General features: G+C 67.6%; 25 protein-coding genes. 6 read left to right on the forward strand and 19 right to left on the reverse strand.

What is annotated here, in order from left to right; translation table 11 throughout:
- On the reverse strand, nucleotides 1-625 hold a 625-nt coding region (locus AC14A7_RS07830; RefSeq protein WP_484007887.1), incomplete at its 3' end, for a diaminopimelate epimerase.
- A gap of 17 nt (nucleotides 626-642) precedes the next feature.
- Between AC14A7_RS07830 and AC14A7_RS07835 the strand changes: the two genes are divergently transcribed.
- Nucleotides 643-1,773: an MFS transporter gene (locus tag AC14A7_RS07835; RefSeq protein ID WP_484007889.1), complete on the forward strand. Its 1,131-nt coding sequence runs from the start codon at nucleotides 643-645 to the stop codon at nucleotides 1,771-1,773.
- Here the strand turns inward: AC14A7_RS07835 and miaA are convergent.
- From miaA to thyX, 14 genes are all read right to left on the reverse strand, one after another.
- Nucleotides 1,671-2,582: a tRNA (adenosine(37)-N6)-dimethylallyltransferase MiaA gene (miaA, locus tag AC14A7_RS07840; RefSeq protein WP_484007891.1), complete on the reverse strand. Its 912-nt coding sequence runs from the start codon at nucleotides 2,580-2,582 to the stop codon at nucleotides 1,671-1,673. The genes AC14A7_RS07835 and miaA overlap by 103 nt on opposite strands.
- The gene (gene miaB / locus AC14A7_RS07845; RefSeq protein ID WP_484007893.1) at nucleotides 2,582-4,159 is read right to left on the reverse strand and encodes a tRNA (N6-isopentenyl adenosine(37)-C2)-methylthiotransferase MiaB; all 1,578 of its coding nucleotides are present in this window, start codon (nucleotides 4,157-4,159) and stop codon (nucleotides 2,582-2,584) included. The genes miaA and miaB overlap by 1 nt, the downstream gene beginning before the upstream one ends.
- A gap of 143 nt (nucleotides 4,160-4,302) precedes the next feature.
- Complete coding sequence (locus AC14A7_RS07850; RefSeq protein ID WP_484007895.1) at nucleotides 4,303-4,941, reverse strand: regulatory protein RecX; 639 nt, start codon at nucleotides 4,939-4,941, stop codon at nucleotides 4,303-4,305.
- 2 nt (nucleotides 4,942-4,943) lie between these two features.
- Complete coding sequence (recA, locus tag AC14A7_RS07855) at nucleotides 4,944-6,107, reverse strand: recombinase RecA (RefSeq protein ID WP_484007897.1); 1,164 nt, start codon at nucleotides 6,105-6,107, stop codon at nucleotides 4,944-4,946.
- A 233-nt stretch (nucleotides 6,108-6,340) separates the two neighbouring features.
- Nucleotides 6,341-6,565 (reverse strand): DUF3046 domain-containing protein, encoded by a 225-nt coding sequence (locus AC14A7_RS07860; RefSeq protein WP_484007899.1) that lies wholly within the window; start codon nucleotides 6,563-6,565, stop codon nucleotides 6,341-6,343.
- A 264-nt stretch (nucleotides 6,566-6,829) separates the two neighbouring features.
- Nucleotides 6,830-7,138 carry a helix-turn-helix domain-containing protein gene (locus AC14A7_RS07865; RefSeq protein ID WP_484007901.1) on the reverse strand — a complete coding sequence of 103 codons (309 nt, stop codon included), beginning with the start codon at nucleotides 7,136-7,138 and terminating at the stop codon, nucleotides 6,830-6,832.
- A 166-nt stretch (nucleotides 7,139-7,304) separates the two neighbouring features.
- Nucleotides 7,305-7,778, reverse strand: coding sequence for a CinA family protein (locus tag AC14A7_RS07870; RefSeq protein ID WP_484007903.1), 474 nt, complete (start codon nucleotides 7,776-7,778; stop codon nucleotides 7,305-7,307).
- A complete protein-coding gene (gene pgsA, locus AC14A7_RS07875) occupies nucleotides 7,775-8,401 on the reverse strand; it encodes a CDP-diacylglycerol--glycerol-3-phosphate 3-phosphatidyltransferase (protein WP_484007905.1) in 627 nt (208 codons plus the stop codon). The genes AC14A7_RS07870 and pgsA overlap by 4 nt, the downstream gene beginning before the upstream one ends.
- Nucleotides 8,402-8,403: 2 nt before the next feature.
- Nucleotides 8,404-11,175 (reverse strand): FtsK/SpoIIIE family DNA translocase, encoded by a 2,772-nt coding sequence (locus AC14A7_RS07880; protein WP_484007907.1) that lies wholly within the window; start codon nucleotides 11,173-11,175, stop codon nucleotides 8,404-8,406.
- Nucleotides 11,176-11,211: 36 nt separating this feature from the next.
- The gene (locus tag AC14A7_RS07885; RefSeq protein ID WP_484007909.1) at nucleotides 11,212-11,712 is read right to left on the reverse strand and encodes an N-acetyltransferase family protein; all 501 of its coding nucleotides are present in this window, start codon (nucleotides 11,710-11,712) and stop codon (nucleotides 11,212-11,214) included.
- A 1-nt stretch (nucleotide 11,713) separates the two neighbouring features.
- Nucleotides 11,714-12,421 (reverse strand): hypothetical protein, encoded by a 708-nt coding sequence (locus tag AC14A7_RS07890; protein ID WP_484007911.1) that lies wholly within the window; start codon nucleotides 12,419-12,421, stop codon nucleotides 11,714-11,716.
- 67 nt (nucleotides 12,422-12,488) lie between these two features.
- A complete protein-coding gene (locus tag AC14A7_RS07895; protein WP_484007913.1) occupies nucleotides 12,489-14,168 on the reverse strand; it encodes a ribonuclease J in 1,680 nt (559 codons plus the stop codon).
- Nucleotides 14,169-14,176: 8 nt separating this feature from the next.
- Nucleotides 14,177-15,151: a 4-hydroxy-tetrahydrodipicolinate synthase gene (gene dapA, locus AC14A7_RS07900; RefSeq protein ID WP_484007915.1), complete on the reverse strand. Its 975-nt coding sequence runs from the start codon at nucleotides 15,149-15,151 to the stop codon at nucleotides 14,177-14,179.
- Nucleotides 15,152-15,922: 771 nt separating this feature from the next.
- A complete protein-coding gene (thyX, locus tag AC14A7_RS07905; protein ID WP_484007917.1) occupies nucleotides 15,923-16,681 on the reverse strand; it encodes an FAD-dependent thymidylate synthase in 759 nt (252 codons plus the stop codon).
- Nucleotides 16,682-16,744: 63 nt separating this feature from the next.
- On the opposite strand from thyX, the gene AC14A7_RS07910 reads away from it, so the two are divergent.
- Genes AC14A7_RS07910 through AC14A7_RS07925 form a run of 4 tightly spaced genes read left to right on the forward strand, consistent with a single transcriptional unit; the run spans nucleotide 16,745 to nucleotide 18,995 of the window.
- Nucleotides 16,745-17,152, forward strand: coding sequence for a TlpA family protein disulfide reductase (locus AC14A7_RS07910; RefSeq protein WP_484007919.1), 408 nt, complete (start codon nucleotides 16,745-16,747; stop codon nucleotides 17,150-17,152).
- Nucleotides 17,149-17,616: a DUF4395 domain-containing protein gene (locus tag AC14A7_RS07915; RefSeq protein ID WP_484007921.1), complete on the forward strand. Its 468-nt coding sequence runs from the start codon at nucleotides 17,149-17,151 to the stop codon at nucleotides 17,614-17,616. The genes AC14A7_RS07910 and AC14A7_RS07915 overlap by 4 nt, the downstream gene beginning before the upstream one ends.
- Before the next feature lie 36 nt (nucleotides 17,617-17,652).
- Nucleotides 17,653-18,078: an OsmC family peroxiredoxin gene (locus AC14A7_RS07920; protein WP_484007923.1), complete on the forward strand. Its 426-nt coding sequence runs from the start codon at nucleotides 17,653-17,655 to the stop codon at nucleotides 18,076-18,078.
- The gene (locus AC14A7_RS07925; protein WP_484007925.1) at nucleotides 18,078-18,995 is read left to right on the forward strand and encodes a TIGR01777 family oxidoreductase; all 918 of its coding nucleotides are present in this window, start codon (nucleotides 18,078-18,080) and stop codon (nucleotides 18,993-18,995) included. The genes AC14A7_RS07920 and AC14A7_RS07925 overlap by 1 nt, the downstream gene beginning before the upstream one ends.
- Here the strand turns inward: AC14A7_RS07925 and AC14A7_RS07930 are convergent.
- A complete protein-coding gene (locus tag AC14A7_RS07930) occupies nucleotides 18,952-19,413 on the reverse strand; it encodes a hypothetical protein (RefSeq protein ID WP_484007927.1) in 462 nt (153 codons plus the stop codon). The genes AC14A7_RS07925 and AC14A7_RS07930 overlap by 44 nt on opposite strands.
- Complete coding sequence (gene dapB / locus AC14A7_RS07935; protein ID WP_484007929.1) at nucleotides 19,410-20,168, reverse strand: 4-hydroxy-tetrahydrodipicolinate reductase; 759 nt, start codon at nucleotides 20,166-20,168, stop codon at nucleotides 19,410-19,412. Before dapB ends, AC14A7_RS07930 begins: the two co-directional genes overlap by 4 nt.
- Before the next feature lie 26 nt (nucleotides 20,169-20,194).
- Between dapB and AC14A7_RS07940 the strand changes: the two genes are divergently transcribed.
- Complete coding sequence (locus AC14A7_RS07940) at nucleotides 20,195-20,656, forward strand: GNAT family N-acetyltransferase (RefSeq protein ID WP_484007931.1); 462 nt, start codon at nucleotides 20,195-20,197, stop codon at nucleotides 20,654-20,656.
- Nucleotides 20,657-20,675: 19 nt separating this feature from the next.
- On the opposite strand, the gene AC14A7_RS07945 is transcribed toward AC14A7_RS07940, so the two are convergent.
- The gene (locus AC14A7_RS07945) at nucleotides 20,676-21,281 is read right to left on the reverse strand and encodes a histidine phosphatase family protein (protein WP_484007933.1); all 606 of its coding nucleotides are present in this window, start codon (nucleotides 21,279-21,281) and stop codon (nucleotides 20,676-20,678) included.
- Between the two features lie 21 nt (nucleotides 21,282-21,302).
- On the reverse strand, nucleotides 21,303-22,658 hold the full coding sequence (locus AC14A7_RS07950) for a M16 family metallopeptidase (RefSeq protein WP_484007967.1): 1,356 nt from the start codon (nucleotides 22,656-22,658) through the stop codon (nucleotides 21,303-21,305).
- Nucleotides 22,659-22,855 lie beyond the last annotated feature (197 nt).

Genomic DNA, 22,855 nt, shown 5'->3' on the forward strand with positions numbered 1-22,855 from the left:
GCACCATGGGGTCGGCCGGCACGACGAACTCGACGTTGGCTCCCTCGGCGGGAGACGGGTCGAGCATCGGGATGAAGCTGAGGTCGGCCGCATCCAGTTCGCTGTCGCTGGCCAGGGCGACCACGACGTGCGGGTTGCCGACGTTGATGCCGAGGCCGGGTCGCTGCACCTCGAGGCCGCGGGCGCGCACCAGCGGCTCGCCGCCATCCAGCTTCCAGCGGCCGAGGTCGACCTGGTAGCCGGTCGCGTTGCGCTGCACGTCGCGCACGCCGCCGCGGGTTCCGATGGGCAGGGTCTCGCCCGGTTCCAGAGTCGCGAGCCCGTTGTCGACGAGGAACCGCGTGAACACCCAGATGCCGTTGCCGCACATCTCCGAGACCGAGCCGTCGCTGTTGTGGTAGTCCATGAACCACTCGGCGTCGGGGTCTTCGGCGAGGGCCGCGGCGCCGTCGGGAAGGCTGGCAGAGCGCACCGCGCGCCGCCCCCCGTCGCCGCCGACGCCGAAGTGGCGGTCGGCGATCGCGGCCAGCTGCGCGGCGGTCAGGTCGATGTCTCCATCGGGGTCTGCGAAGAGCACGAAGTCGTTGCCGGTTCCGTGGCCCTTGGTGAAATGTATCGATGGCACCTCACTAGCCTAGGTGGGTGAGCCGTGCCCTGCTTCTCATCTACATCGCCTCGTTCGGCGCACTCGCGAGCTTCAACCTCATGCTCGGCATCACCCCGCTCTATGCACTGGATGCCGGCGCGAGCGACCTGAACGCCGCCCTCACCTCCACGGTGTTCATGCTCGCAACCGTCGCGGGCGAGCTCGTGACGAACACCGTCATGCGCCGCATCGGACAGCAGCGCACCCTCGCCCTCGGCATCGCGCTCATGTGCCTCCCCGTGTTCGTGCTGCTCGCCTCTGGCAGCCTCGGCGTCATCCTCGTGGTCAGCGCCGTGCGCGGCATCGGCTTCGCGCTGCTGCTCATCGCGGGGGCCTCGATGGTCGCGGCGCTGTCGGATGCATCGAGGCAGGGCCGCAGTCTCGCCATCTACGGTGTCGTCGTCGGCATCCCGGCCATCGTCGCGCTGCCCTTCGGCGTGTGGCTCGTCGACCAGGTCGGCTTCGCGCCGCTGTTCATCGGCGCGGGGCTCGTCGCCCTGCTCGCCGTTCCGGTGCTACTCATGCACATCGCGCTGCCGGCGCCAGTAGAGCTGCACGGCCTGCTGCGCACCCTGCGCCAGCCGGGCGTGCTGCGCTACGCGGTCGTCTTCATGGCCTCGACCCTCGCGGGCGGGGTGCTCATCACGTGGGCGCCGATCGTGGGCGGAGCCACCCACGGCTCCCTGGATGCCGCCCTCGCCCTCTTCGCGTTCGGCGCCTCCTCGACGGCCGCGCGCTTCGTCGCCGGCCACCTCGGCGACCGCCGCTCCCCTGCCGTGCTGCTCGCACCGGGTCTCGCTATCGCCGCCGTCGGGCTCCTGGTCACGGGGCTCGTTCCCGGCCTCATGATCCTCGGGGCCCTCGTCTTCGGCATCGGCCTCGGCCTGCTGCAGAACGCCACCATGCAGCTCATGTTCGCCGTCGCCGGGCCCAGCGGCTACGGCTCGGCCAGCGCTATCTGGAACATCGCCTACGACGTCGGGCTCGCCGCGGGCGCCTTCGCCTTCGGCCTCATGTCGTCGAGCTACTGGCTCTCGCTCGTCGTCTCTGCCGCGGTCGTGATCGCCGCCATCGCCCTTGCGGTGCGATCCGGATCGTCGGCGTCGAGCCAGGTCACCGCGGGATAGCGCCGGAACCAGCTCACCTGCCGCCGCGCGTACTTGCGGGTGAGCGCCTGCGCCTGCTCGATCGCCGCGGCCTCGGTGAGCTCGCCCGCGAGCTGCGCGAGAGCCTGCGCGTAGCCGATCGCGCGCCGGGCAGTCGTGCCGAGCTGGCCAAGACCCGCGACCTCCTCGAGCAGGCCGTCGCGCCACATGGTCTCGACGCGCGCGTCGAGGCGGGGCGTCAACACCTCGCGATCGAGCCGCAGGCCGATCACGACAGTGGGGCGCCAGTGCCCTGCCTCATCGGGCAGCCCAGAGCCGAACGGCCCGCCCGTGAGCTCGATCACCTCGAGCGCCCGCACGATACGGCGGCCGTTGTGCGGGCCGATCGAGGCGGCAGCCTCGGCGTCGAGCTCCCGCAGACGGGAGAACAGGATGCCCGGCCCGAGCTCGAGCAGCTCCGCCTCAAGCGCGGCGCGGAGGTCGGCATCCGTGCCAGGGAACTCGAAGTTGTTGATAACACTCGAGACGTAGAGACCGCTGCCCCCGACGAGGATGGGCACGCGACCGCGCTGCTCTATGTCGGTGATCGCCGCGCGGGCATCCAGTTGGTAGTCCGCGACGCTCGCCTCCTCCGAGGGATCGAGCACGTCGAGCAGGTGATGCGGGATGCCGCGGCGCTCGGCCACAGGAAGCTTCGCCGTGCCGATGTCCATGCCGCGGTAGAGCTGCATGGCATCGGCGTTGACGATCTCGCCGTTCAGCCGCTCAGCGAGATCGAGCGACAACGCCGACTTGCCCGTGCCTGTCGCACCGACGACGGCGACGATCATCAGCGCTGTTCGTCGTTGTGCGGGTAGATCGGAATCGTCGCGACGCGGGTCTCTGACACACGCAGGGTCGGCATGCCGAGGCTCGCCTTGCCCTTCTGGGCGGAGCCGCTCGCACCCGGCGCTGCCGGAACGCCGCAGGATGCCGCCTCGGCCGCATCCCACGCGTCGCCCGCCCGGGTGCGGCGCACGTTCGCTGCACCCCCGTCGGCGACAAGGTGGAACGTCGACGCCTCGGTGATGGTGACCGTCACGACATCGCCCGGACGTGGCACCGCCGTTCCCTCTGGCACCTCGAAGTGCACGAGGCGCGAGTCCTCAGCCCTACCGCTCAGCCGGTGCGTCTCGCTCGCCTTGCGACCCTCGGTCGAGCCGACGAGCACCTCGACGCTCTGGCCGACCAGCTTCTCGTTCTCCTCGCGGCAGATCCTGTCTTGCAGGGCCACAAGCCGCTCGTAGCGCTCCTGCACCACCGCCTTGGGCACCTGGTCATCCATCGTCGCCGCGGGCGTTCCGGGGCGGATGGAGTACTGGAACGTGTACGCGCTCGCGAAGCGGGCGAGCTCCACCACGCGGAGGGTCTCCTGAAAGTCCTCCTCGGTCTCACCGGGGAATCCGACGATGATGTCGGTGGTGATCGCCGCGTTCGGAATCTTCGCGCGAACGCGGTCGAGGATGCCGAGGAACTTCTCCGACCGGTACGACCGCTTCATGGCCTTGAGGATGCGGTCGCTACCGGACTGCAGCGGCATGTGTAGCTGCGGCATGACCGACGGCGTCTCGGCCATCGCGTCGATGACGTCGTCGGTGAAGGCGGCAGGATGCGGGCTCGTGAACCGGATGCGCTCGAGCCCCTCGATCTGGCCGGTCGCCCGCAGCAGCTTGGCGAACGCACCACGATCGCCGAACTCGACACCGTAGGAGTTGACGTTCTGGCCGAGCAGGGTGACCTCGATGGCACCGTCGTCGACGATCGCCTGGATCTCGGCGAGGATGTCGCCCGGTCGGCGGTCTTTCTCCTTGCCGCGCAGGGCGGGCACGATGCAGAACGTGCAGGTGTTGTTGCACCCGACAGAGATCGACACCCAGCCGCTGTAGGTCGAGTCGCGCTTGGTCGGCAGGGTCGAGGGAAAGACGTCGAGCGACTCGAGGATCTCGATCTGCGCCTCGTCGTTGTGGCGCGCCCGCTCGAGCAGGGTCGGCAGCGCGCCCATGTTGTGCGTGCCGAAGACCACGTCGACCCACGGCGCCTTCTCGAGGATGACGTTCTTGTCTTTCTGGGCGAGGCAGCCGCCAACGGCGATCTGCATTCCCTCGCGCTTCTTCTTCTGCGTGCCGAGGTAGCCGAGGTTGCCGTAGAGCTTGTTGTCGGCGTTCTCGCGCACCGCGCAGGTGTTGATCACGACGACGTCGGGCTGGCCGTCGGTCGCCTTGACGTAGCCGGCGGCCTCGAGGGATCCACTCAGTCGCTCGGAGTCGTGCACGTTCATCTGGCAGCCGAAGGTGCGCACTTCATAGGTGCGACCGTTGAGCGGGGCGTCGGCTGCGCGGGTGTCAGCGCTCGGAAACAACAGGGTCATGGTGCAACAATTCTACCCGCGCGGCTTTGCCCCCCGCCGTAGCTCCCGCTACGAGCTCGGCGCCCCACGTGTAGCACCCCGTCCGACGCAGTTTCTGGGGCGGTGACCGGCGCGGGGATGTGCATCGCGGCTAGCGCAGGTCGCTAGCGAAAGCGCGGGCCGCCGCTGTCGCGCGACGGCGCCAACGCTGCCGTCATGGCGGCGCTCAGCACCGAGCCGGAGTAACCGCGGCGCTGCATGTATGCCCCGAGTCGTCGCTTAGCCGTCTCTGGGTCATAGCTGCGGAGCTGACCGGCGCGCTTGGTGGCGACCTCGATTGCGCGGCTCAGCTCGTCATCCGTGTCGATGGAGCCGAGCGCCTCTTCGATGGCGAGCGGGTCGACCTTGCGTCGGCGCAGCTCTGCCGAGACGGCGGAGCGACCGAGCCCCTTGCGCTCCTGCAGGGTGCGCACGAGGTTCTCTGCGAGAGCCGAGTCGTCGAGCAGACCGACGCTCTCGAGGCGCTCGACCTCGGCCGCGACCTCGTCGGGGTCGATCTCGCGACGCTCGAGAAGCGTGGTCATCTCGGCGACAGACATGCCCTTGCGAGTGAGCGCGTGCATGGAGACGTTCTCTGGGCGGGAGGACTTCGACTCGGGCGCTGCCTCACGAGCCTCAACCTCGGGTCGGGCAGGCGTTGTCGAAGCGGCAGGGCGCACCTCCTCCGGCTCAGGGGCGATGCCGAAAAGGTACGTGACCTTGGCGATGCGCTCCTCGTCGGAGGGTGTGCCCTGCCGCTCCATGTCTATTCGCCTACTGCAGCGGGGAAGGTGCTGGCGGCGGAAGCCGCGGCGCCGGAGGAGGCTGCCGCGCCCTTCTTCTGCACGGCGAGGGTCGGAGCTGCGGGCTCTGCCTCGACCGGCGGGGCAGCGAGCGCCGCGGCCGCAGCCGCGATCTTCGCCGCCTTGGCCTCTGGGCCGACGCCGAGCTTGGCCATGATGCGCTGCTCGATCTCGAGCGCGATCTTCGGGTTCTCAAGCAGGAACTTGCGCGAGTTCTCCTTGCCCTGGCCGAGCTGGTCGCCCTCGTAGGTGTACCAGGCGCCCGACTTGCGAACGATCTCGTGCTCGACACCGAAGTCGATCAGGCTGCCCTCGCGGGAGATGCCGACACCGTAGAGGATGTCGAACTCCGCCTGCTTGAACGGCGGCGCCATCTTGTTCTTGACGACCTTGACGCGCGTGCGGTTGCCGACGGCATCCGTTCCGTCTTTCAGGGTCTCGATGCGGCGGATGTCGAGGCGAACCGAGGCGTAGAACTTGAGCGCCTTGCCGCCGGCGGTGGTCTCGGGGCTGCCGAAGAAGACACCGATCTTCTCGCGGAGCTGGTTGATGAAGATCATCGTGGTGTTGGTGGTGCTGAGACCACCGGTGAGCTTGCGCAGGGCCTGCGACATGAGGCGGGCCTGGAGGCCGACGTGCGAGTCGCCCATCTCACCCTCGATCTCTGCGCGCGGCACGAGGGCGGCAACCGAGTCGATGACGATGAGGTCGATGGAGCCGGAGCGCACGAGCATGTCGGCGATCTCGAGTGCCTGTTCGCCGGTGTCGGGCTGCGACACGAGAAGCGCATCGATATCGACCCCCAATGCCTTTGCGTATTCCGGGTCGAGCGCGTGCTCCGCGTCGATGAAGGCCGCGATGCCACCGTTGCGCTGGGCATTGGCGATCGCGTGCAGGGTGAGGGTGGTCTTACCCGACGACTCCGGACCGTAGATCTCGACGATGCGGCCGCGGGGAAGCCCGCCGATGCCGAGCGCGACATCTAGCGCGATGGATCCCGTGGGGATGACGGCGACCGGCGCGCGGTCGTCACTGCCGAGGCGCATGACCGAGCCCTTGCCGAACTGGCGGTCGATCTGTGCGAGTGCCGTGTCGAGGGCTTTCTCGCGGTCTGCTGCTGATGCCATTGTGTGTCTCCCCTTAGGAGGTCGTAGGTTGCTGCCCATAGGCTGCCGATTCGCTGCTGACCGATGAAGCAAGGTCTGCAGCCTCCCGGCAAAGGCTGTACTGCGTAGTCACACCGTACGCTCGGGCTCCGACATTGCGACGGAGCGACGAGCCAAACGGTGCATAACGCGTCTTCGAAACACGCTATGAGGGAGACTACCGTCTATCGAACACCTGTTCGATAGCGACACGCCTACTTTTTGGGCTCGCGCTGCCCTACGCCGTAGCGGCGGTTCTCTGGCACGTCCTGTGCATCGCAGACGGCGAGCCAGATCTCGCGCATGGGGAGGCCTGCCGCAATCGCCTGCTCTGCCGTGCGGCTGCCGAGCGCCTCGAGCACGAGGTCGTGGGAGATGACCCGGCCATAGGCCTCACCGAACTCGTCGGCCATGGCCAGGGTGAACTCGCTCTTGCGCACAGCTCAAGCCTATGCGGAGCTGGTGACGCCGACATGCGAGCGCTTGATGACGACCGCGGCCCACCTAGACACAAAATTCAGGCCGAGAAGCAATCCATCGTCCATATATGGACGCCGACGGCCTGAGCCTGAATTTCTCGATGCTGAGGTGCGGCGGGCGGCGGGCGGCAGGCGGCGGGCGGCGGAGCGGCGGAGCGGCGGAGCGGCGGAGCATACGACGAACGCCCCGGGCTGCATAGCACCGGGGCGTTCGTTGAAGAGCTGCTAGCGGGACGCGAGCCCGGACTCGTACTGGGCGACGAGCTCGTCGGGCAGGGTGTCGGGGATCGCGGTGAGTCCCTCGATCACTGCGAGGCGGTCGCCCACCTCGCGCATGATGACCGAGATCGGGGTGTCGAGCGCCTCGGCGACCGACGCGAGGATCTCGGAGCTTGCCTCTTTCTGGCCGCGCTCCACCTCGCTGAGATATCCAAGGGCGACGCTCGCTTTGCTTGCGACCTGGCGGAGGGTACGACCCTTCTGCAGGCGGAAGTCACGGAGAACGTCACCGATTTCCTGACGTACCAGAATCATTTGACCCTCCATCCAAAAGTCGTGCCCAGAACTACGTGTGCCGGTTGGGGCTGTAACACTAACCCACCGTTGTCGAAAACTCTAACCACAGCTCCTCTGTAAATGCTTGTGAAATCACCAGTTGTAACGCGATGGAAACTATGGCTATTCCCTCGCGCCCCAGTAGTCATTCGGAGACGGCGGCGAGAAGGATGGCTAGCGCGGCATCCACCGCCTGTGACCGGATCTCGGCGCGGCTCCCAGAGAAGAAGAACGGGAACGCGTCGACTCGGTCTGCCGTCGCCAGCCCGACCCATACGGTGCCGACATCCTTGCCGTCCTGCGGATCCGGCCCTGCGACACCCGTCGTTGACAGTCCGATGTCGGCGGGAACCCCGCCGACCGCGAGTGCCGTTCTCACACCGGCAGCCATCGCTCTGGCGACGTCGGGGTCGACGGCGCCGTGGGCGGCGAGCAGAGAGGCTGGCACACCGAGCACGGTGGCTTTGAGCCGCGTGTTGTAGGCGACCACTCCCCCGTAGACCGCCGCGGAGGCGCCGGGGGTGTCGATGAGCCGTGCGACCAGCTGCCCGCCCGTGAGCGACTCGGCGACGGCAATCGTCATGCCGCGCTCGATGAGGATGGCAACGGGGTCGGTCATCGAATCTCCGGTACCGTCCTGGCCTGGTAGGCCTTCACCAGGTAGTCGAGACCGCTGTAGACGGTGAGCGAGAAGGCGATGCCCAAGGCGATCCAGTTGACCCAGTGCACCCACTCCCCGAACACGAGCCAGAGCGGGAGGAGGGCGAGGGAGATGGCGATCGCCTGTGCCATGGTCTTGGCCTTGCCGCCGCGCGAGGCGGGGATCACCCGGTCGCGCAGGGCGATGAAACGGTAGACGGTGATGCCGAGCTCGCGCAGCAGGATGACGATCGTCACCCACCACCACAGCTCGCCGAGGATCGAGAGGGTGACGAGGGCTCCGCCGATGAGCACCTTGTCGGCGATCGGATCGAGGATGATGCCGAGGTTGGTGACCAGGTTGCGGCTGCGAGCCAGGTGCCCGTCGAGTCCGTCGGTCGCGATCGCGACGATGAACAGCACAGCGGCGACGATGCGGATCGGGCCGAGCTCGCCGGCATCCAGCAGCAGCAGGTAGACGAACAGCGGGGCGAGCAGGATGCGCGCGATGGTGATGAGGTTCGCGATGTTCGCGTTGCTGGCGCGCTCCTCACCTCTCCGCAGGAATCGGCCGTGCAGGGGGTTCGGCTTGAAGAGGGGCACGCTTACTCCCGGTCGGTGAGGCTCCAGGCATCCTCGCTGGACCCTGCGTCGACCTCATCGTATCCGGCGAGCGACTTCTCGATGTCGGCCTTGACGAGGTCGACCGGCTCGACACCGCCGCCGCGCAGGCGCGCGAGCACGCCGGGCAGCTGGTCGGGGGCCACAAGCACGTCGCGTGCCTTGGAGCCCTCCGACGGGCCGACGATCTCGCGGCTCTCGAGCAGGTCCATGAGGCGACCTGCCTTGGCGAAGCCGACGCGCAGCTTGCGCTGCAGCATCGAGGTCGAGCCGAACTGGGTGCTGACGATGAGCTCTGTCGCGGCGAGCAGCAGCTCGAGGTCGTCGCCGATGTCGGCGTCGATGTTCTTCTTCTCTGCCACGACTGCCACGTCTTCGCGGTACTCGGGGCGGGCCTGCGAGATGACGTGCTGCACGACGGCGGCGACCTCGCTCTCCTGCACCCATGCGCCCTGCACGCGGATCGCCTTGGATGCCCCCATCGGCAGGAACAGCGCGTCGCCTTGCCCGATGAGCTTGTCGGCGCCCGGCTGGTCGAGGATGACGCGGGAGTCGGTCATGCTCGACACCGCGAACGCGAGCCGGCTCGGCACGTTGGCCTTGATGAGACCGGTCACGACGTCGACCGACGGCCGCTGGGTGGCGAGAACGAGGTGGATGCCGGAGGCGCGGGCGAGCTGGGTGATGCGAACGATCGAGTCCTCGACGTCGCGCGGGGCGACCATCATGAGGTCGGCGAGTTCGTCGACGACGACGAGCAGGTAGGGGTAGGGCTGCAGCTTGCGCTCGCTACCGGCGGGCAGCACGATCTCGCCGGCGACGATCGCGGCGTTGAAGTCGTCGATGTGCCGGTAGCCGAAGCTCGCGAGGTCGTCGTAGCGCATGTCCATCTCCTTCACGACCCAGGCGAGGGCTTCTGCTGCCTTCTTCGGGTTCGTGATGATGGGCGTGATGAGGTGCGGAACCCCCGCGTAGATCGAGAGCTCGACCCGCTTCGGGTCGATGAGCACCATGCGCACCTCGGTCGGCTTCGCGCGCATGAGGATCGAGGTGATCATCGAGTTGACGAAGCTCGACTTGCCAGAGCCGGTTGAGCCGGCGACGAGCAGGTGGGGCATCTTGGCGAGGTTGGCGACGACGAAGCCGCCCTCGACATCCTTGCCGAGTCCGATGGTCATCGGGTGCACGCTCTTGGTGCTCGCGCCGCTGCGCAGCACGTCGCCGAGCGAGACGATCTCGCGGTCCTTGTTGGGAATCTCGACGCCGATCGCGCTCTTGCCGGGAATCGGCGAGAGGATGTTGACCTCGTTCGACGCGACCGCGTAGCTGATGTTCTTGGCCAGCGCGGTGACGCGCTCGACCTTCACACCCGGGCCGAGCTCCAGCTCGTAGCGCGTGACGCTCGGGCCGCGGCTGAAGCCGGTGACGCGGGCATCCACCTGGAACTGCTTGAGCACCTCGGTGATCGACTCGACGACCTCGTCGTTGGCTGCGCTGCGGGCCTTGGGCGGCGTGCCAGGGGTGAGCAGGGATGCCGCCGGCATGCGATACGGAGCGTTCGACCGCGGCGTCGGCGCGGTCTTCTGGGCTGGTGCAGGGTTCTCGTCGACGAACTCGCCCGCGTTGCCCTTCTCGCTCGCCGTCGTCGTGAAGCCGGGCAGCACACCGACGGGGCCGTCCTCGCGCAAGCCCGTGGCGCCAGTCGGCTCGATCTCGCCGGTGAAGCGCTTGACCGCGCTCTCCGCCCGCAGCAGGTCTTCGAGCAGCTCGATGCCGAAGTCGGCCGACTCGTTGAGTCCGCTGCTCGGCGCGGGTTCGATCGACTCGGTGAGGTCTCTTGCCACGACGGGGCTGTCGAAGGCCTGCTCGCCGTCGCGCGACTTGTTGCGGCGCCACCACGGAAGACTCGCCTCGTCGGCAACGTCGTCGGCGTCGGGCTCGAGTCCGAGGTCGCGGAGGCTGCCGAAGTCGTCGGTGAGGTTTCCGGTGCCGCCGACCTTGGCATCCTTCGCCGTCTTCTCCTTCGGCTCTGGCAGGGTCGCGCCGAAGAGGTAGGCGTAGAGCTCGCCGAGGCGTGCGCCGAGCTTGTTCGGTGGGGTCTTGGTGATGATGAAGAGCGAGAGCACGAGCAGCGCGATGATGAGCGGAACGGCGACCCAGGCGCTGCCGACGAGAATGAGCGGATTCGCGAGCACCCAGCCGAGGATGCCGCCCCCGCGTGCCAGCACCTCGACGCCGTCTGTCGGCTGGGGCTCGCCGCCGAATGTGTGGCACAGCGCCGCGATGGACGCGAGGAGCACGGTGAGACCGATGCCGATGCGGGTGTTGTCGTGCACGCTCGCGGGGTGGCGGAACAGCCAGATCGCGAAGAGCAGCATGACGACGGGAAGGGCGTAGGCGACGCGGCCGAAGAGGAGCCCGAAGGTCCAGGAGTCGAGGGCGACAGCGACCGGATCGTTGACGAGGAACCACTCGACAACGGCGCCGGCTACGGCGAGAAGGAAGATGAAGAACGGCACGCCGTCGCGGCGCTCCTCCTTGGCGAGGGTCTCTTTGCCAAGCAGGCGCGCTCCCCCGCCGACGATGTGGGCCATGCCAAGCCACGCGCCGGAGATCAGGCCGGGTTCGGCCGGTGGCGGGGTCTTCGAGACGGGAAGCTTCTTGGTCGGAGCGTTGCGGGTCGTCGTCGATCGCGCGCGCGTCGTCGTGCTGCGCGCGCTGCCAGAGCGCGACGTTCCCCTGGTGCTCGTTGCCATGGGTTCACGGTACCCGCGAGCACCGTCGTTGCCGGGTTAGGCGGGGTGCGTGTCTGGGTCGAGGGCCATACGCAGCATCGTTGTCGAGTTGCCGACGCGGCCCACCGGAACGAAGCCGAACTGCTCGTACAGGCGGATCGCGCGGTTGCCGTCCTCCACACTCAGGCTAAGGCGGTCTGCGGCGTCGACCGCCGCCTGCATCAGCCGACGGCCGACTCCGCGTCCGCGGAAACGCTCGAACACGCCGATGCTCAGCTCTGGGGTCTGCTCGTCGACGAAGCCGTAGCCGGGGTCGTCGACAGGGAAGTACCGCATCCACACCGCGCCAGCAGGCTCGTCGTCGGCCTCCACGATGAAGCCGAAGTCGTCGTGCCGCTTCCAGCCGCCGAGGTACTTCTCAAGCATCGGGTCGGCGCGCCAGTGCTCCTCGCCGTGTGCGTTCTCTGGATTCCAGTCGGCGGCGGCGACGAACATCTGCTCGAGAAAGGGCAGGTCGAAGTCGTCGGCCCCACGCAGGGTGAACTCTGTGTACGGCACCTCAGGCGGCGTTGCAGACGCCGACGATGTTGTCGGTCGCTGCCACACCGTAGGCCGCGGTGTCGATAGAGACTGCGCTGAGGAACACCACGGTGTCGAGCTGGTCGGCCGACCAGTAGCCGGGGATGCGGTCGACAGCCACCTCGAACATGAGCTTGCCCTTCTCGCCCATGAACACGTAGACGTCTGTCACATCCGCGTGGTTGTACACCTCGTCGGGACCGCCGGGATAGGTGCCGAGCACGGCATCGAGGCTGCTGCCGAGGGCGAGGCCCTCGTCGGTGATGATGTTCTCCGTGTTGACGTCGATGCGGGTGAGGAGATCGCTGGTGACGCCGATGGCGAAGGGCCGCTGCGGTCCGAATCCCTCGTCGACCTCGGGGTAGTTGGCCAGCCACAGGCCCGGCTCTGGCAGCGCCGGGCACGCGTCGGGGTCGTAGACCACGAGGTCGGTCGACGGCGAGGCGGTGCTCGGTGGTGCACCGAAGACGAGATCGTTCACGTCTCCCGTGCCAAGCCCTTCCGTGGTGAGCACGAGCTCCGTGATCGGCGGTCGGGTGCCAGACTCCGTCGCCGAGGGGCTCGGGGTCGGCTCCGCCGTCTCCGACGCCGATGGGGCTGGCGCCGGTGCCTCCGGGGTGCACGCGGTCAACGCGAATGCTGCGACGCCGAGGAGCAGGAGGGCCGAGAGGTGCCGTGTGGATGCCATCGACCCAGCATGCCACGCCCTCGGAACCGCGCACGTCATCCCTTCGGCGGACACGCGCTCCCCACGGCTAGGCCTCGATGACCACCGGGATGATCATCGGCTTGCGACGGTGCTGGGTGTTGACCCAGCGGCCGACGGTGCGACGGATGACCTGCTGGAAGGCGTGGGTGTCGCGTGTGCCGTTGGCTGCGGCATCCTGCAGCGCCTTGACCACGTGCGGAAGCACATCGTTGAAGACGGTCTCGTCCTCAGCGAAGCCGCGCGCCTGGATCTCGGGGCCGACGATGACCTTGCCGGTCTGGGCGTCGACCGCGACGAAGATCGAGATGAAGCCCTCCTCGGCGAGGATGCGGCGATCCTTGAGATCGGCGTCTGTGATCTCTCCGACGCTCGAACCGTCGACATAGACGAAGCCGAGGTCGAGCTGGCCGACGACCGTGGCGACGCCATCGCGCAGGTCGATGACGGTGCCGTCCTCGGCGATGATCGTGTTCTCCGGCGGCACTCCCGTCTGGATGGCGAGGTTCGCGTTCGCAACCAGGTGGCGGTGCTCACCGTGAACCGGCAGCACGTTCTTCGGGCGAAGGATGTTGTAGCAGTACAGCAGCTCCCCCGCGGCAGCGTGGCCGGAGACGTGCACCTTCGCGTTTGCCTTGTGCACGACGTTGGCACCGAGCTTCATGAGGCCGTTGATCACGCGGTAGACCGCGTTCTCATTGCCCGGAATCAACGACGAAGCAAGGATGACGGTGTCACCCTGCCCGACCGTGATCGACGGGTGCTCCATGTTCGCGAGGCGCGACAGCACGGCCATCGGCTCGCCCTGGCTGCCGGTCGACATGTAGACGAGCTGGTTGTCGGGGATGTCCCCCGCCTTCTTCACGTCGACGAGTACGCCGTCGGGAACCGTGAGGTAGCCGAGCTCCTGCGCGATGCCCATGTTGCGCACCATGGAGCGACCCATGAGCACGACCTTGCGCCGGTTGGCGACGGCGGCATCCAGCACCTGCTGCACCCGGTGCACATGACTGGAGAAGCTCGCGACGATCACACGGCGCTGTGCCTTGGCGATGACCGCCTCGAGCACCGGCCCGATGTCGCGCTCGTTCGGCGTGAAGCCGGGAACGTCGGCGTTGGTGGAGTCGGGCAGGAACAGGTCGACGCCCTCTTCGCCGAGCCGCGCGAAGGCACGGAGGTCGGTGATGCGGTCGTCGAGAGGCAGCTGGTCCATCTTGAAGTCGCCCGTGTGCAGCACGAGGCCGGCCTTGGTGCGGATCGCAACGGCGAGCGCATCGGGGATGGAGTGGTTGACCGCGATGAATTCGAGCTCGAACGGGCCCATCTGCTCGACCTGGCCCTCCTCGACGGTGAGGGTGTACGGCGTGATGCGGTGCTCCTTGAGCTTCGCCTCGATGAGGGCGAGCGTGAGCGTCGAGCCGATGAGCGGGATGTCCTTGCGCAGCTTGAGCAGGTAGGGCACAGCGCCGATGTGGTCTTCGTGGCCGTGGGTGAGAACCACGCCGAGCACGTCGTCGAGCCGGTCGCGGATCGGCGAGAAGTCGGGGAGGATCAGGTCGACGCCCGGCTGGTGCTCTTCGGGGAAGAGCACGCCGCAGTCGACGATGAGGATCTTGCCGTCGATCTCGTACGAGGTCATGTTGCGGCCGATCTCGCCCAAACCGCCGATCGGGATGACGCGGAGCGTTCCCGGTGCGAGCTTGGCTGGTTCTTTAATTGTGACGGGCATCTGTTCCTTTATCTGGTGGTGCCGGCGACCTTGGGAAGGGCGCCTCCGGCTGCCGCGTTGCGGTCCGGGCGGAAGTTGTGGAGGTCGAGGCCGGGAATCTCGCCGACCAGGGCAATTTCGTCCTCAATCTGGGCGGCCTCGAAGTCTTCTGGGCCGACGAGCGGCCGCCGCACGCGTGGGGTGCCGATGTGGCCGAGGCCGTGCAGGGTGTCCGTTGCAACGACCGTGCCAGGCACGTTGGTCATGACGGCCCGCACGAGCGGCTCGAGCTGCTTGTGTGCCGCGGTCGCCGTGGCGAGGTCACCGGCGTTGACGGCGTCGACGATCACGCGGTATGGAGCAGCCGCGATATTGGCTGTCACACCGATGAGGCCCGTGGCGCCGATGGAGAGGTGGGGCAGCACGTTGGCGTCGTCGCCGGAGAAGTAGAGCAGGTCGGTCTGGTTGAGCACACGGCTCACCTCGCTGAAGTCGCCCTTGGCATCCTTGATGGCCCGGATGTTGGGGTGCTTCGCGGCGCGGAGGATCGTCTCGTACCGGATGGGGATGCCCGTGCGCCCCGGGATGTCGTAGAGGATGACGGGAAGGTCGGTTGCGTCCGCGATCATGCGGAAATGCGTGAGCACCCCCGCCTGGGTCGGCTTGTTGTAGTACGGCGTGACGATCATGACGCCGTCGGCGCCCGCCTTCTCGCTCGCCTTGTACAGCTCGATGGCGTGCGCCGTCTCGTTCGACCCGCCACCCGTGATGATCTTGGCCCGACCGTTGCTGACGGACTTGGCGACCTCGACGAGGCGGAGCTTCTCCGGGTCGGTGAGGGTGCTGGTCTCTCCGGTGGTGCCGGTGACGACGATGCCGTCGGCGCCATCTGTGATGACCGCGTCGATGTGCTTCTCTACGTCGGACCAGTCGACTTCGCCGTCCGCCGTGAATGGCGTGACGAGCGCAACGAGCACTTGTCCGAAGGGATTGGTTGTAGACACGTCTATAGGGTACCGGTCGCAGGCAATCGTCTTGCATGTCTCCGCCTGTCGCAGTGCCACCTCGATCGACACTGCCAACCTGCCGCCTTCCGGCTGGCGCCTACTGCGGTGGATGATCAGGCTCGCGTCGGCGGGCGTTCGGGACGCACTTCTCGGCAGATGGATGTGAAGGTCGGACGGTAGATCAGCGAGTCCGTGGTGAGCCAGCGCACTCACACACGCCAGTCGACCACCGATCGCCACGGCTGCGCGCGCTTGGCCGACGACGGTCGGCGAGACATAGACTCCGCGTCTGACTCGCACGAGATGGCCGCGCCAGACCAAGACGTCGCGAATCTCTTGGCCGACGCCGTATTCCTCCAGCTCGTGAGTTGTTGCGAGCCCGCCAAGGCTGTCAACGAAGTCTGTTGCCCACATGCGCCCATGGTGCCCGTGCCATCAACCGACCGCCGCTCAGACCTGCACATTGTGGACTTCGTCGCATGGCCGACACGAGTGGCCGAGAGGCTCGCGGCGCACTCGGCTCCAACAGGACCGCCAAACAGGACGAATCTTGACGAGAAAGCGCACCGCGGTCGCGGCGAAAGGCCCACCGCGGTCACGACGAAAACGCCCACCGCACGCTCGGCGAAACCCCAGCGTGCTCGCGGCGGAAGGCCCGCTGCGTCCTGTTGACCGGTCCTGTTGGGGCCGAGTGTGCCCGGGTTGTGTGCCAAGCGGCGGCGCTGGGCGATGGCGACAACGCAACGGGGCCGATCCGGCCGACGGCAACTAGGGGCTGACGCGGCCGTTCGCGTTGAAGGCCTCGTAGGTGAGGGGCATGAGCTCGGCGAAGTGGGCTTCCATCTTCTCCGCGGCCATCTCGATCTCGCGCTGGGGGAAGGACGGGAAGTGCGTTCCCTCGCGCTTGGTGCGCAGCGAGAGGAAGTTCATGAGCGAGCGCGCGTTCATGGTCACGTACATCGAGGAGTAGATGTTGAGGGGCAGCACGATGCGGGCGACCTCGCGGGCGATTCCGGCGGCGAGCATGCGCTGGTATGACTCGAAGGCGTCGGTCGAGATGCGACGGGCCTCATCCTGAACCATGGTGGTCTGCTCCACCGTGCCGGGGATGAAGTCGTAGGCACCGGGCTTGCCGACCTGCACGAGGTTGCGCTCTGGCGCGGGGATGTAGAAGACCGGGTTGAGCTCGCGGTAGCGGCCGCTCTCCTCGTTGTAGCTTGCGATGCGGTGCCGCATGAACTCGCGGAAGACGAAGATCGGTGCCTGCACGTAGAAGGTCATCGAGTTGTGCTCGAACGGCGAGCCGTGGCGGTCGCGCATGAGGTAGTTGATGAGGCCCTTGGAGCGGGACGTGTCGACGTCGTCGCTCTGCGCGGCATCCAGGGTCTTCTCGCCCTGGGTGGAGACCCGTGCGGCGAACAGCACGTCGGCATCGCTCGCGTTGGCGCGCACGAGTTCAACGGCGACATCGGAGCGGAAGGTTGGCGTCAGGGCAGCGGTCTCGGCGGGGTCGATGTCGGCAGTCACGGCCCCACTGTAATACACCGTCACAGTCGGCAAATCTGCCGACAAGCCGCGTACCGTCAACCCATGCAACCCGCCATCGTCGTGCTCGGCCTCGTCGCATTCGCGACCGCCCTCGGACTGCTGTGGAAGTCACAGCAGGGTCGCATCCGCCGCTCCAGCAGCTCCATCGAACTGCCCGACGGAGTCGCCCTCGGCGGTCGCGCCACCCTGCTCCAGTTCTCGACCGAGGTGTGCTCTCCGTGTCGCGCGACCCACACCGTGCTCGACTCGCTGGCGCGAGAGACCACGGATGTCGCGCACGTCGACTTCGACCTCACCCACCGCCCGGATGTCGCAGCGAGGTTCAACATCCTGCAGACGCCGACGACCCTCATCCTCGATCGCGATGGCGTGATCCGCGCGCGCATCGGTGGCGCAGCGCGCCGCGAGCTCGTGCTCGCGGAACTCACCCGAATCGGAGCGGCAGCATGACCACATCACAGGGAATCGACCCGCGCGGCCCGCGCTTCACGGCGACGATCACGGCGATCCTGCTGCTGACGGTCATCGGCCTTGCGGTCGGCGGGTTCGCGATTGCCTCGACGGTGCTCTTCGCAGTGCTGGTGCTGATCTTTGCGTGGAGCGCGACGCAGGGAGTGGCGAAGCATCCATTCGGCCTGTTCTTCAAGGCGGTGATCAGGCCACGGCTCACGCCACCGACGGAGTTGGAAGACCCGACTCCCCCGACCTTCGCGCAGGGCGTCGGCTTCGTGATCACGGCGGCGGGGCTGGTGCTGCACCTGCTCGGGGTTCCGTATGCGCTCGTCGTTGCGGCATCCTTCGCATTCATCGCCGCCTTCCTCAACGCGGTGTTCTCCTTCTGCCTCGGCTGCCAGATCTACCTGTTGCTGGTAAGAGCCCGCATCATCCGCCCGAAGGGTGCCGTCGCCGCATAGTCGCGCCTAGGGTGGAGCTGACGAAAGGGCACCACAATGTCAGTGACAAGCGAAGCAACCACCCTCTGGTTCGGCGATCTCCTCAGCGGCAACGGCACAACGTCGCTCGACTCCTCCGACGCCGCCGAGTTTCCCGTGTCGTGGGCGGCCCGGTCGCAGGGCGCGGCAGGCAAGACCAACCCGGAGGAGCTTCTCGGGGCCGCGCACTCCGCGTGCTACTCGATGGCCTTCTCCAACGGACTCGCGCAGAACGGCACGCCGCCGGAGAGCCTTCAGGTGACCGCCGCGGTGACATTCGAGCCGGGCACCGGCATCACCGGCAGCCACCTGCTCGTGAGCGCGAAGGTTCCGAATCTCAGCGAGGAGGACTTCCAGCGGCTCGCCAATGAGGCGAAGGACGGCTGCCCTGTCTCGCAGGCGCTGTCTGGTATCCCGATCACCATCGAAGCAAGTCTCGCCTGATGGCTCCCCCGCTCCGCGTGCTCGTCTCCGGAGCATCAGGGTTCATCGGGTCCCAGCTGACTGCGCTGCTGCGCTCTGACGGCCACGAGGTGCTGCGTCTCGTGCGACGTGCACCGACAGCGGTGGACGAGCGCGAGTGGAACCCCGCTGCCGGGTCGCTCGACGTCGCCCTCATCGACTCCGTCGATGCCGTTATCAACCTCTCTGGTGCTGGCCTTGAGCACCTGCCCTGGACGCCCGCGTACCGTCGGCAGCTCGTCGACTCACGCCTCTCGACGACGTCGACGATCGCTGACGCGATCGGCCGGTCGAGCACTCCGCCAACAGCGCTGCTCAACGCGAGCGCCGTCGGGTTCTACGGTGACCGCCCCAACGAGGACCTCACCGAGAGCTCCTCCCGCGGCACGGGATTCCTCTCCGACCTCTGTGTCGCATGGGAGGCCGCGGCCCAGCAGGCGTCGCCGGTGACACGAGTGGTGAGCTTCCGCACGGGCGTCGTGGTCGGTCGCGGTGGAGCCTTCAGCATCCTCGAGCCGCTCACCCGGTTCGGGCTCGGTGCGAACCTCGGGTCTGGCCGCCAGCGCTGGCCGTGGATCGGGCTTGCCGACGAGGTTGGCGCTATCCGCCACCTGCTCACGTCGACTCTGAGCGGCCCGGTCAACCTCGTCGGTCCGACGCCGGCGACCGCGGATGCCGTCACCCGCCGCCTCGCGATCGCGATGGGCCGCCCGCGTATCTGGGGCATCCCGAGGTTCGCGATCGAGGCAGGGCTGCGCACCCCGGGGCGGGAGCTGCTACTGGCCGACCAGCGGGTGATCCCGCAGAAGCTGATCGACGACGGCTACGTGTTCGCGCAGCCGACCGTCGAGGATGCTATTCGGGCGACGTGGCCCGGTCCGCAGCGCGAGACAGCCTGATCGCCTCCCGCGTTGCCCAGCGGGCGCGCGACCGGTCGCCGCTCGCGTCGTAGGCGAGCCCTAGCCGAAGCCAGGCACGCCACGACTGCGGCGAAGCCTCGACCTCGGCCTGGTAGAGCGGAAACTGCTCGTCGGCCGCGACCGGGTCTGGCCTGCCGCTCGGCAGTCTCGGCAGGTCGTCGACGGGAAGGCCGCCCTCGTCGCGCAGGCGTGACAGCAGACGTTCGCCGCGGAAGACGAAGAGCAGCTCGACCGTCAGAGCCCAGGCACCGATGACCGGCAGCACGATGAGGGCGATGCCCATGCCGGTGGCGACCGGCTGGCCGACGCCGAGCAGGATCACGGCGTACTGCACCACGAACACGAGGTAGAGCACGAGTAGGGCGGCCATCACCAGCCCGGCGGTGCGGGCCTTCACGAGTCGGCGGAGGGGAACAGGTCGAGCAGCGTGTCGAGCCCGACGAGCACGCCCTCTGTCGTTCCGACGGTGCGAAGGGCGAGCAGGATGCCCGCCTCGTATGAGCTCGGGGAGATCGTCTCGTGGACGATGCGCAGCAGCTCGCCCTCACCGCCGAGAACGACCTCCTGCTTGGCGACGACACCCTGCAGCCGAAGGCTGTGGATCGGCACGCTCGCGACCTGCTGGCCCCGTGCCCGCTGGTCGGCGTGGGCGGCGATCACCGGGCCACGCTCTGCGCGCGCCTCACCGATGAGCTCTGCCGTGCGGGTGGCCGTTCCCGACGGGGAGTCGACCTTGCCGGCGTGGTGCGCCTCGATGATCTCGATCGAGTCGAAGAACCGTGCGGCGAGCGCGGAGAACGCCGTGGCGAGCACGGAGCCGAGGGAGAAGTTCGGGATGACGAGCACCCCGAGCCCGGGTGCGGCGGCTGCGGCCCGGGAGACCCCGGCGATGCGCTCGCTCGTCCACCCCGAGGTGCCGATGACGACGTCGATGCCCTGCGCGATCGCGTGGTCGACCACCTGCTGGCTGACGCCCGGCACGGTGAAGTCGATCACGACATCCGCGCCGTTCATGGCCTCGAGGGGGTCACTCGAGGAGAGCGCCGCGTGCAGGCTCAGGTCGTCTGCCGCCTCGATGAGAGCACGGGTGAGGGTGCCCATGCGGCCGGTTGCGCCCACGACGGCGACAGTGATGGGAGCGGCGGTGGTCATCCGTCCATCGTAGCTACGCTGGAGAGGTGGACACGTGGAGAGAGGCCCGCGTCGACGAGCCTGCGTCAGTCGCCCTGCTCGCCGAGTACTTCGCGAGTCGTGCGCAGACCTTTCCACCGGAGATGGGCGAGTACCGCCCGGTCTTCCCCGCGGCAGAGCAGTTCGTGCCACCGCGTGGCGTCTTCCTCGTGGTCGAGCACGATGGCGTCGACGTCGGCTGTGGAGGGGTGCGGCGGCTCGACGGTTCGCGCGTCGAGGTCAAGCACCTCTGGCTGCAGCCGCACGCCCGCGGCACCGGACTCGGCCGGCGCCTTCTCGCCGAGCTCGAGCGCCGCGCCGCCGACCTCGGCGCCGTCGAGGTCGTGCTCGACACCAACGCGAGTCAGGCGGCGGCAGCGAGGCTGTACCGCTCCACCGACTACGTCGAGATCGAGCCGTACAACGACAACGCGAACGCGACGCACTGGTTTGCCAAGCCTCTCGACTGAGGCGGATTAGGCAGGGCGACTAGTAGGGCTGCTCGATCGGCATTCCGGATCGCAGCGCCGGCGGCAGGTGGCCGAGGTCGTTGTGCACGACGAGCACGGGCGGCTTCGCTGAGCGCACCCGGAGGATCGTGAGACCGCAGTTGGCCTGGTTGACGCCGAGCCAGCGCCACTCCGGGGCGTCGAGCACCTCGCGCACGAACCAGCCGATGACGAAGTTGTGGGTGATGAGCAGGTCGTGCCGATCGCCGCGAGCCGGAGCGAGGAACTCCGTGACGGCGTCTGCCATCTGGGCTCGCCCTGCATCGATCTCCTCGTCGCTCACCCCGCCGAAGAACGGCTCGAAGGCATGCGGCATGTCGGGGGTCGGACCGCTCGGGATGCAGTCGAACAGCAGCGCAGAGGGCTCAGATCGCAGATCACCGGCGAGCTGCTTCTCGATGATCCGTGCGGTGTCCTCCGCGCGCTGGAGGGGCGAGTGCCACACTCCGGTGAAGGGCACCGAGGCGAGCCGCTCGCCGATGGCCGTGGCCTGGAGTGCTCCCTTGGCGCTGAGGGGTCCGTCGGGGAGGCCTTGTTCGGCATCCTGCTGCTCGCCATGGCGCACGAGATAGATGAAGTGGGACACGTGTGATTCCTGTGCTCGGTGTTACGCGGACAGGGCCGGCGACTCTGCCAGCCCCTCGAACGCCTTCTCGTCGACCGTACCGACAGCCGCGATGGAAAGGGGGCGACCTGCCAGTTCTGCAGCGAGTTCACGGATGCCGTCGACCGTCACGAGCGAGAGCCGGCGCAGCGACTCGTCGAGGTCGGCGAACTCGCCAAGGGTGATCTCGCTGCGGCCGAGTCGCGACATGCGGGTGTCGCTGTCTTCGAGGGCGAGCGCGGATGCCCCGCTCAACTGGCCGATCGCCCGCTGGATCTCGTCGACCGAGACACCGTCTGCCATGCGCCGGAACTCGGCGATCATGAGATCGGTGACCTGCGCGGCCTTGGCCGGCGTGCAGCCCGCGTACATGCCGAACACGCCGGTGTCGGAGTAGCTCGGCGAGAACGAGTAGACGGAGTAGACGAGTCCGCGCTTCTCGCGGATCTCCTGGAACAGCCGGCTCGACATGCCGCCGCCGAAGATGGAGTTGAGCACAGAGAGCGTCGCACGCCGGTCGTCGGCTGCAGCGAGCCCTGGCACGCCAACGATCACATTGGCTTGCTCGATCGGGCGCTGCACGACAGAGAGGCTGGTGCCGCGAACGATCGGCTCGAGGGTCGGGTCGCGGCGCTCGACCGGGCGAGCGGCGATGGAGAGGTCCCAGTTGGCCTTCTCGAGTGCTCGCACCACACCGGTCACGAGTTCGTCGTGGTCGACGGCGCCTGCCACGGTGATCACCAGATCCTGGGGCCGGTAGTTGGACCGGTAGTGGCTCAGCACCGCCTCGCGTGATGCGGCCTTGATGGTGGCAGGGCTTCCGCCGATCGGCCGGCCAAGGGGATGCGCGCCGAGCACGGCCTCGAAGAACCGCTCGTTCGCGACGTCGCCCGGGTCGTCATCGGCCATCGCGAGCTCTTCGAGGATGACGCCGCGCTCCGTCTCGAACTCGTCCGGGTCGAGCAGCGACGACGTCAGCATGTCGGCGATGACCTCGACCGCCATGGGAAGGTCGCGATCCTGGATCTTGGCGTAGTAGCAGGTGTACTCCTTCGCCGTGAGCGCATTGTGCTCTCCACCGACGGCGTCGAACGCCACGGCGATATCGAGGGCCGACCGCGTCGTCGTGCCCTTGAAAAGGAGGTGCTCGAGAAAGTGAGTCGACCCGAACGTGCCGGTGGACTCATCCCGAGACCCCACCGCCACCCAGTAGCCGATCGTCGCGCTACGAGCCCCTGGCACCGATTCACTGAGGATGCGCACACCGCTCGGAAGCACGCTGCGGCGGATGAGCGACTGGCCGGATGCCGTGAACGACAGTTCTGCGAGGTCGAGTGGGAGCTGCACAGCGGCGTTCATCACCGACCGAGCCTATGTCATTGCCCCGCGTCGCATTCGTGTCCCCTTTTTTGGGGACTGAGAATTTTGTGGTGCGACAGACAGCTCTGTCTGTCCGCATGCTACCGTTTCCCTACCCGAACCGAATAGTCAGGAAGACAACTGATGAACCCCCTAGCTCCTGCGCCGCATTACCCTCACGTTGCGGCGCAGGTCCT

The organism is Conyzicola sp. (genome assembly GCF_057073975.1).

Excerpts from the sequence above, each read along its gene's own strand:
- miaA (WP_484007891.1), bottom strand. The coding sequence starts at position 2,582 with ATGATCGTCGCCGTCGTCGGTGCGACAGGCACGGGCAAGTCGGCGTTG.
- miaB (WP_484007893.1), bottom strand. The coding sequence starts at position 4,159 with ATGACCCTGTTGTTTCCGAGCGCTGACACCCGCGCAGCCGACGCCCCG.
- AC14A7_RS07850 (WP_484007895.1), bottom strand. The coding sequence starts at position 4,941 with ATGGAGCGGCAGGGCACACCCTCCGACGAGGAGCGCATCGCCAAGGTC.
- recA (WP_484007897.1), bottom strand. The coding sequence starts at position 6,107 with ATGGCATCAGCAGCAGACCGCGAGAAAGCCCTCGACACGGCACTCGCA.
- AC14A7_RS07865 (WP_484007901.1), bottom strand. The coding sequence starts at position 7,138 with ATGATTCTGGTACGTCAGGAAATCGGTGACGTTCTCCGTGACTTCCGC.
- AC14A7_RS07870 (WP_484007903.1), bottom strand. The coding sequence starts at position 7,778 with ATGACCGACCCCGTTGCCATCCTCATCGAGCGCGGCATGACGATTGCC.
- AC14A7_RS07880 (WP_484007907.1), bottom strand. The coding sequence starts at position 11,175 with ATGGCAACGAGCACCAGGGGAACGTCGCGCTCTGGCAGCGCGCGCAGC.
- AC14A7_RS07890 (WP_484007911.1), bottom strand. The coding sequence starts at position 12,421 with ATGGCATCCACACGGCACCTCTCGGCCCTCCTGCTCCTCGGCGTCGCA.
- AC14A7_RS07895 (WP_484007913.1), bottom strand. The coding sequence starts at position 14,168 with ATGCCCGTCACAATTAAAGAACCAGCCAAGCTCGCACCGGGAACGCTC.
- AC14A7_RS07910 (WP_484007919.1), top strand. The coding sequence starts at position 16,745 with ATGCAACCCGCCATCGTCGTGCTCGGCCTCGTCGCATTCGCGACCGCC.
- AC14A7_RS07915 (WP_484007921.1), top strand. The coding sequence starts at position 17,149 with ATGACCACATCACAGGGAATCGACCCGCGCGGCCCGCGCTTCACGGCG.
- AC14A7_RS07920 (WP_484007923.1), top strand. The coding sequence starts at position 17,653 with ATGTCAGTGACAAGCGAAGCAACCACCCTCTGGTTCGGCGATCTCCTC.
- AC14A7_RS07925 (WP_484007925.1), top strand. The coding sequence starts at position 18,078 with ATGGCTCCCCCGCTCCGCGTGCTCGTCTCCGGAGCATCAGGGTTCATC.
- dapB (WP_484007929.1), bottom strand. The coding sequence starts at position 20,168 with ATGACCACCGCCGCTCCCATCACTGTCGCCGTCGTGGGCGCAACCGGC.
- AC14A7_RS07950 (WP_484007967.1), bottom strand. The coding sequence starts at position 22,658 with ATGAACGCCGCTGTGCAGCTCCCACTCGACCTCGCAGAACTGTCGTTC.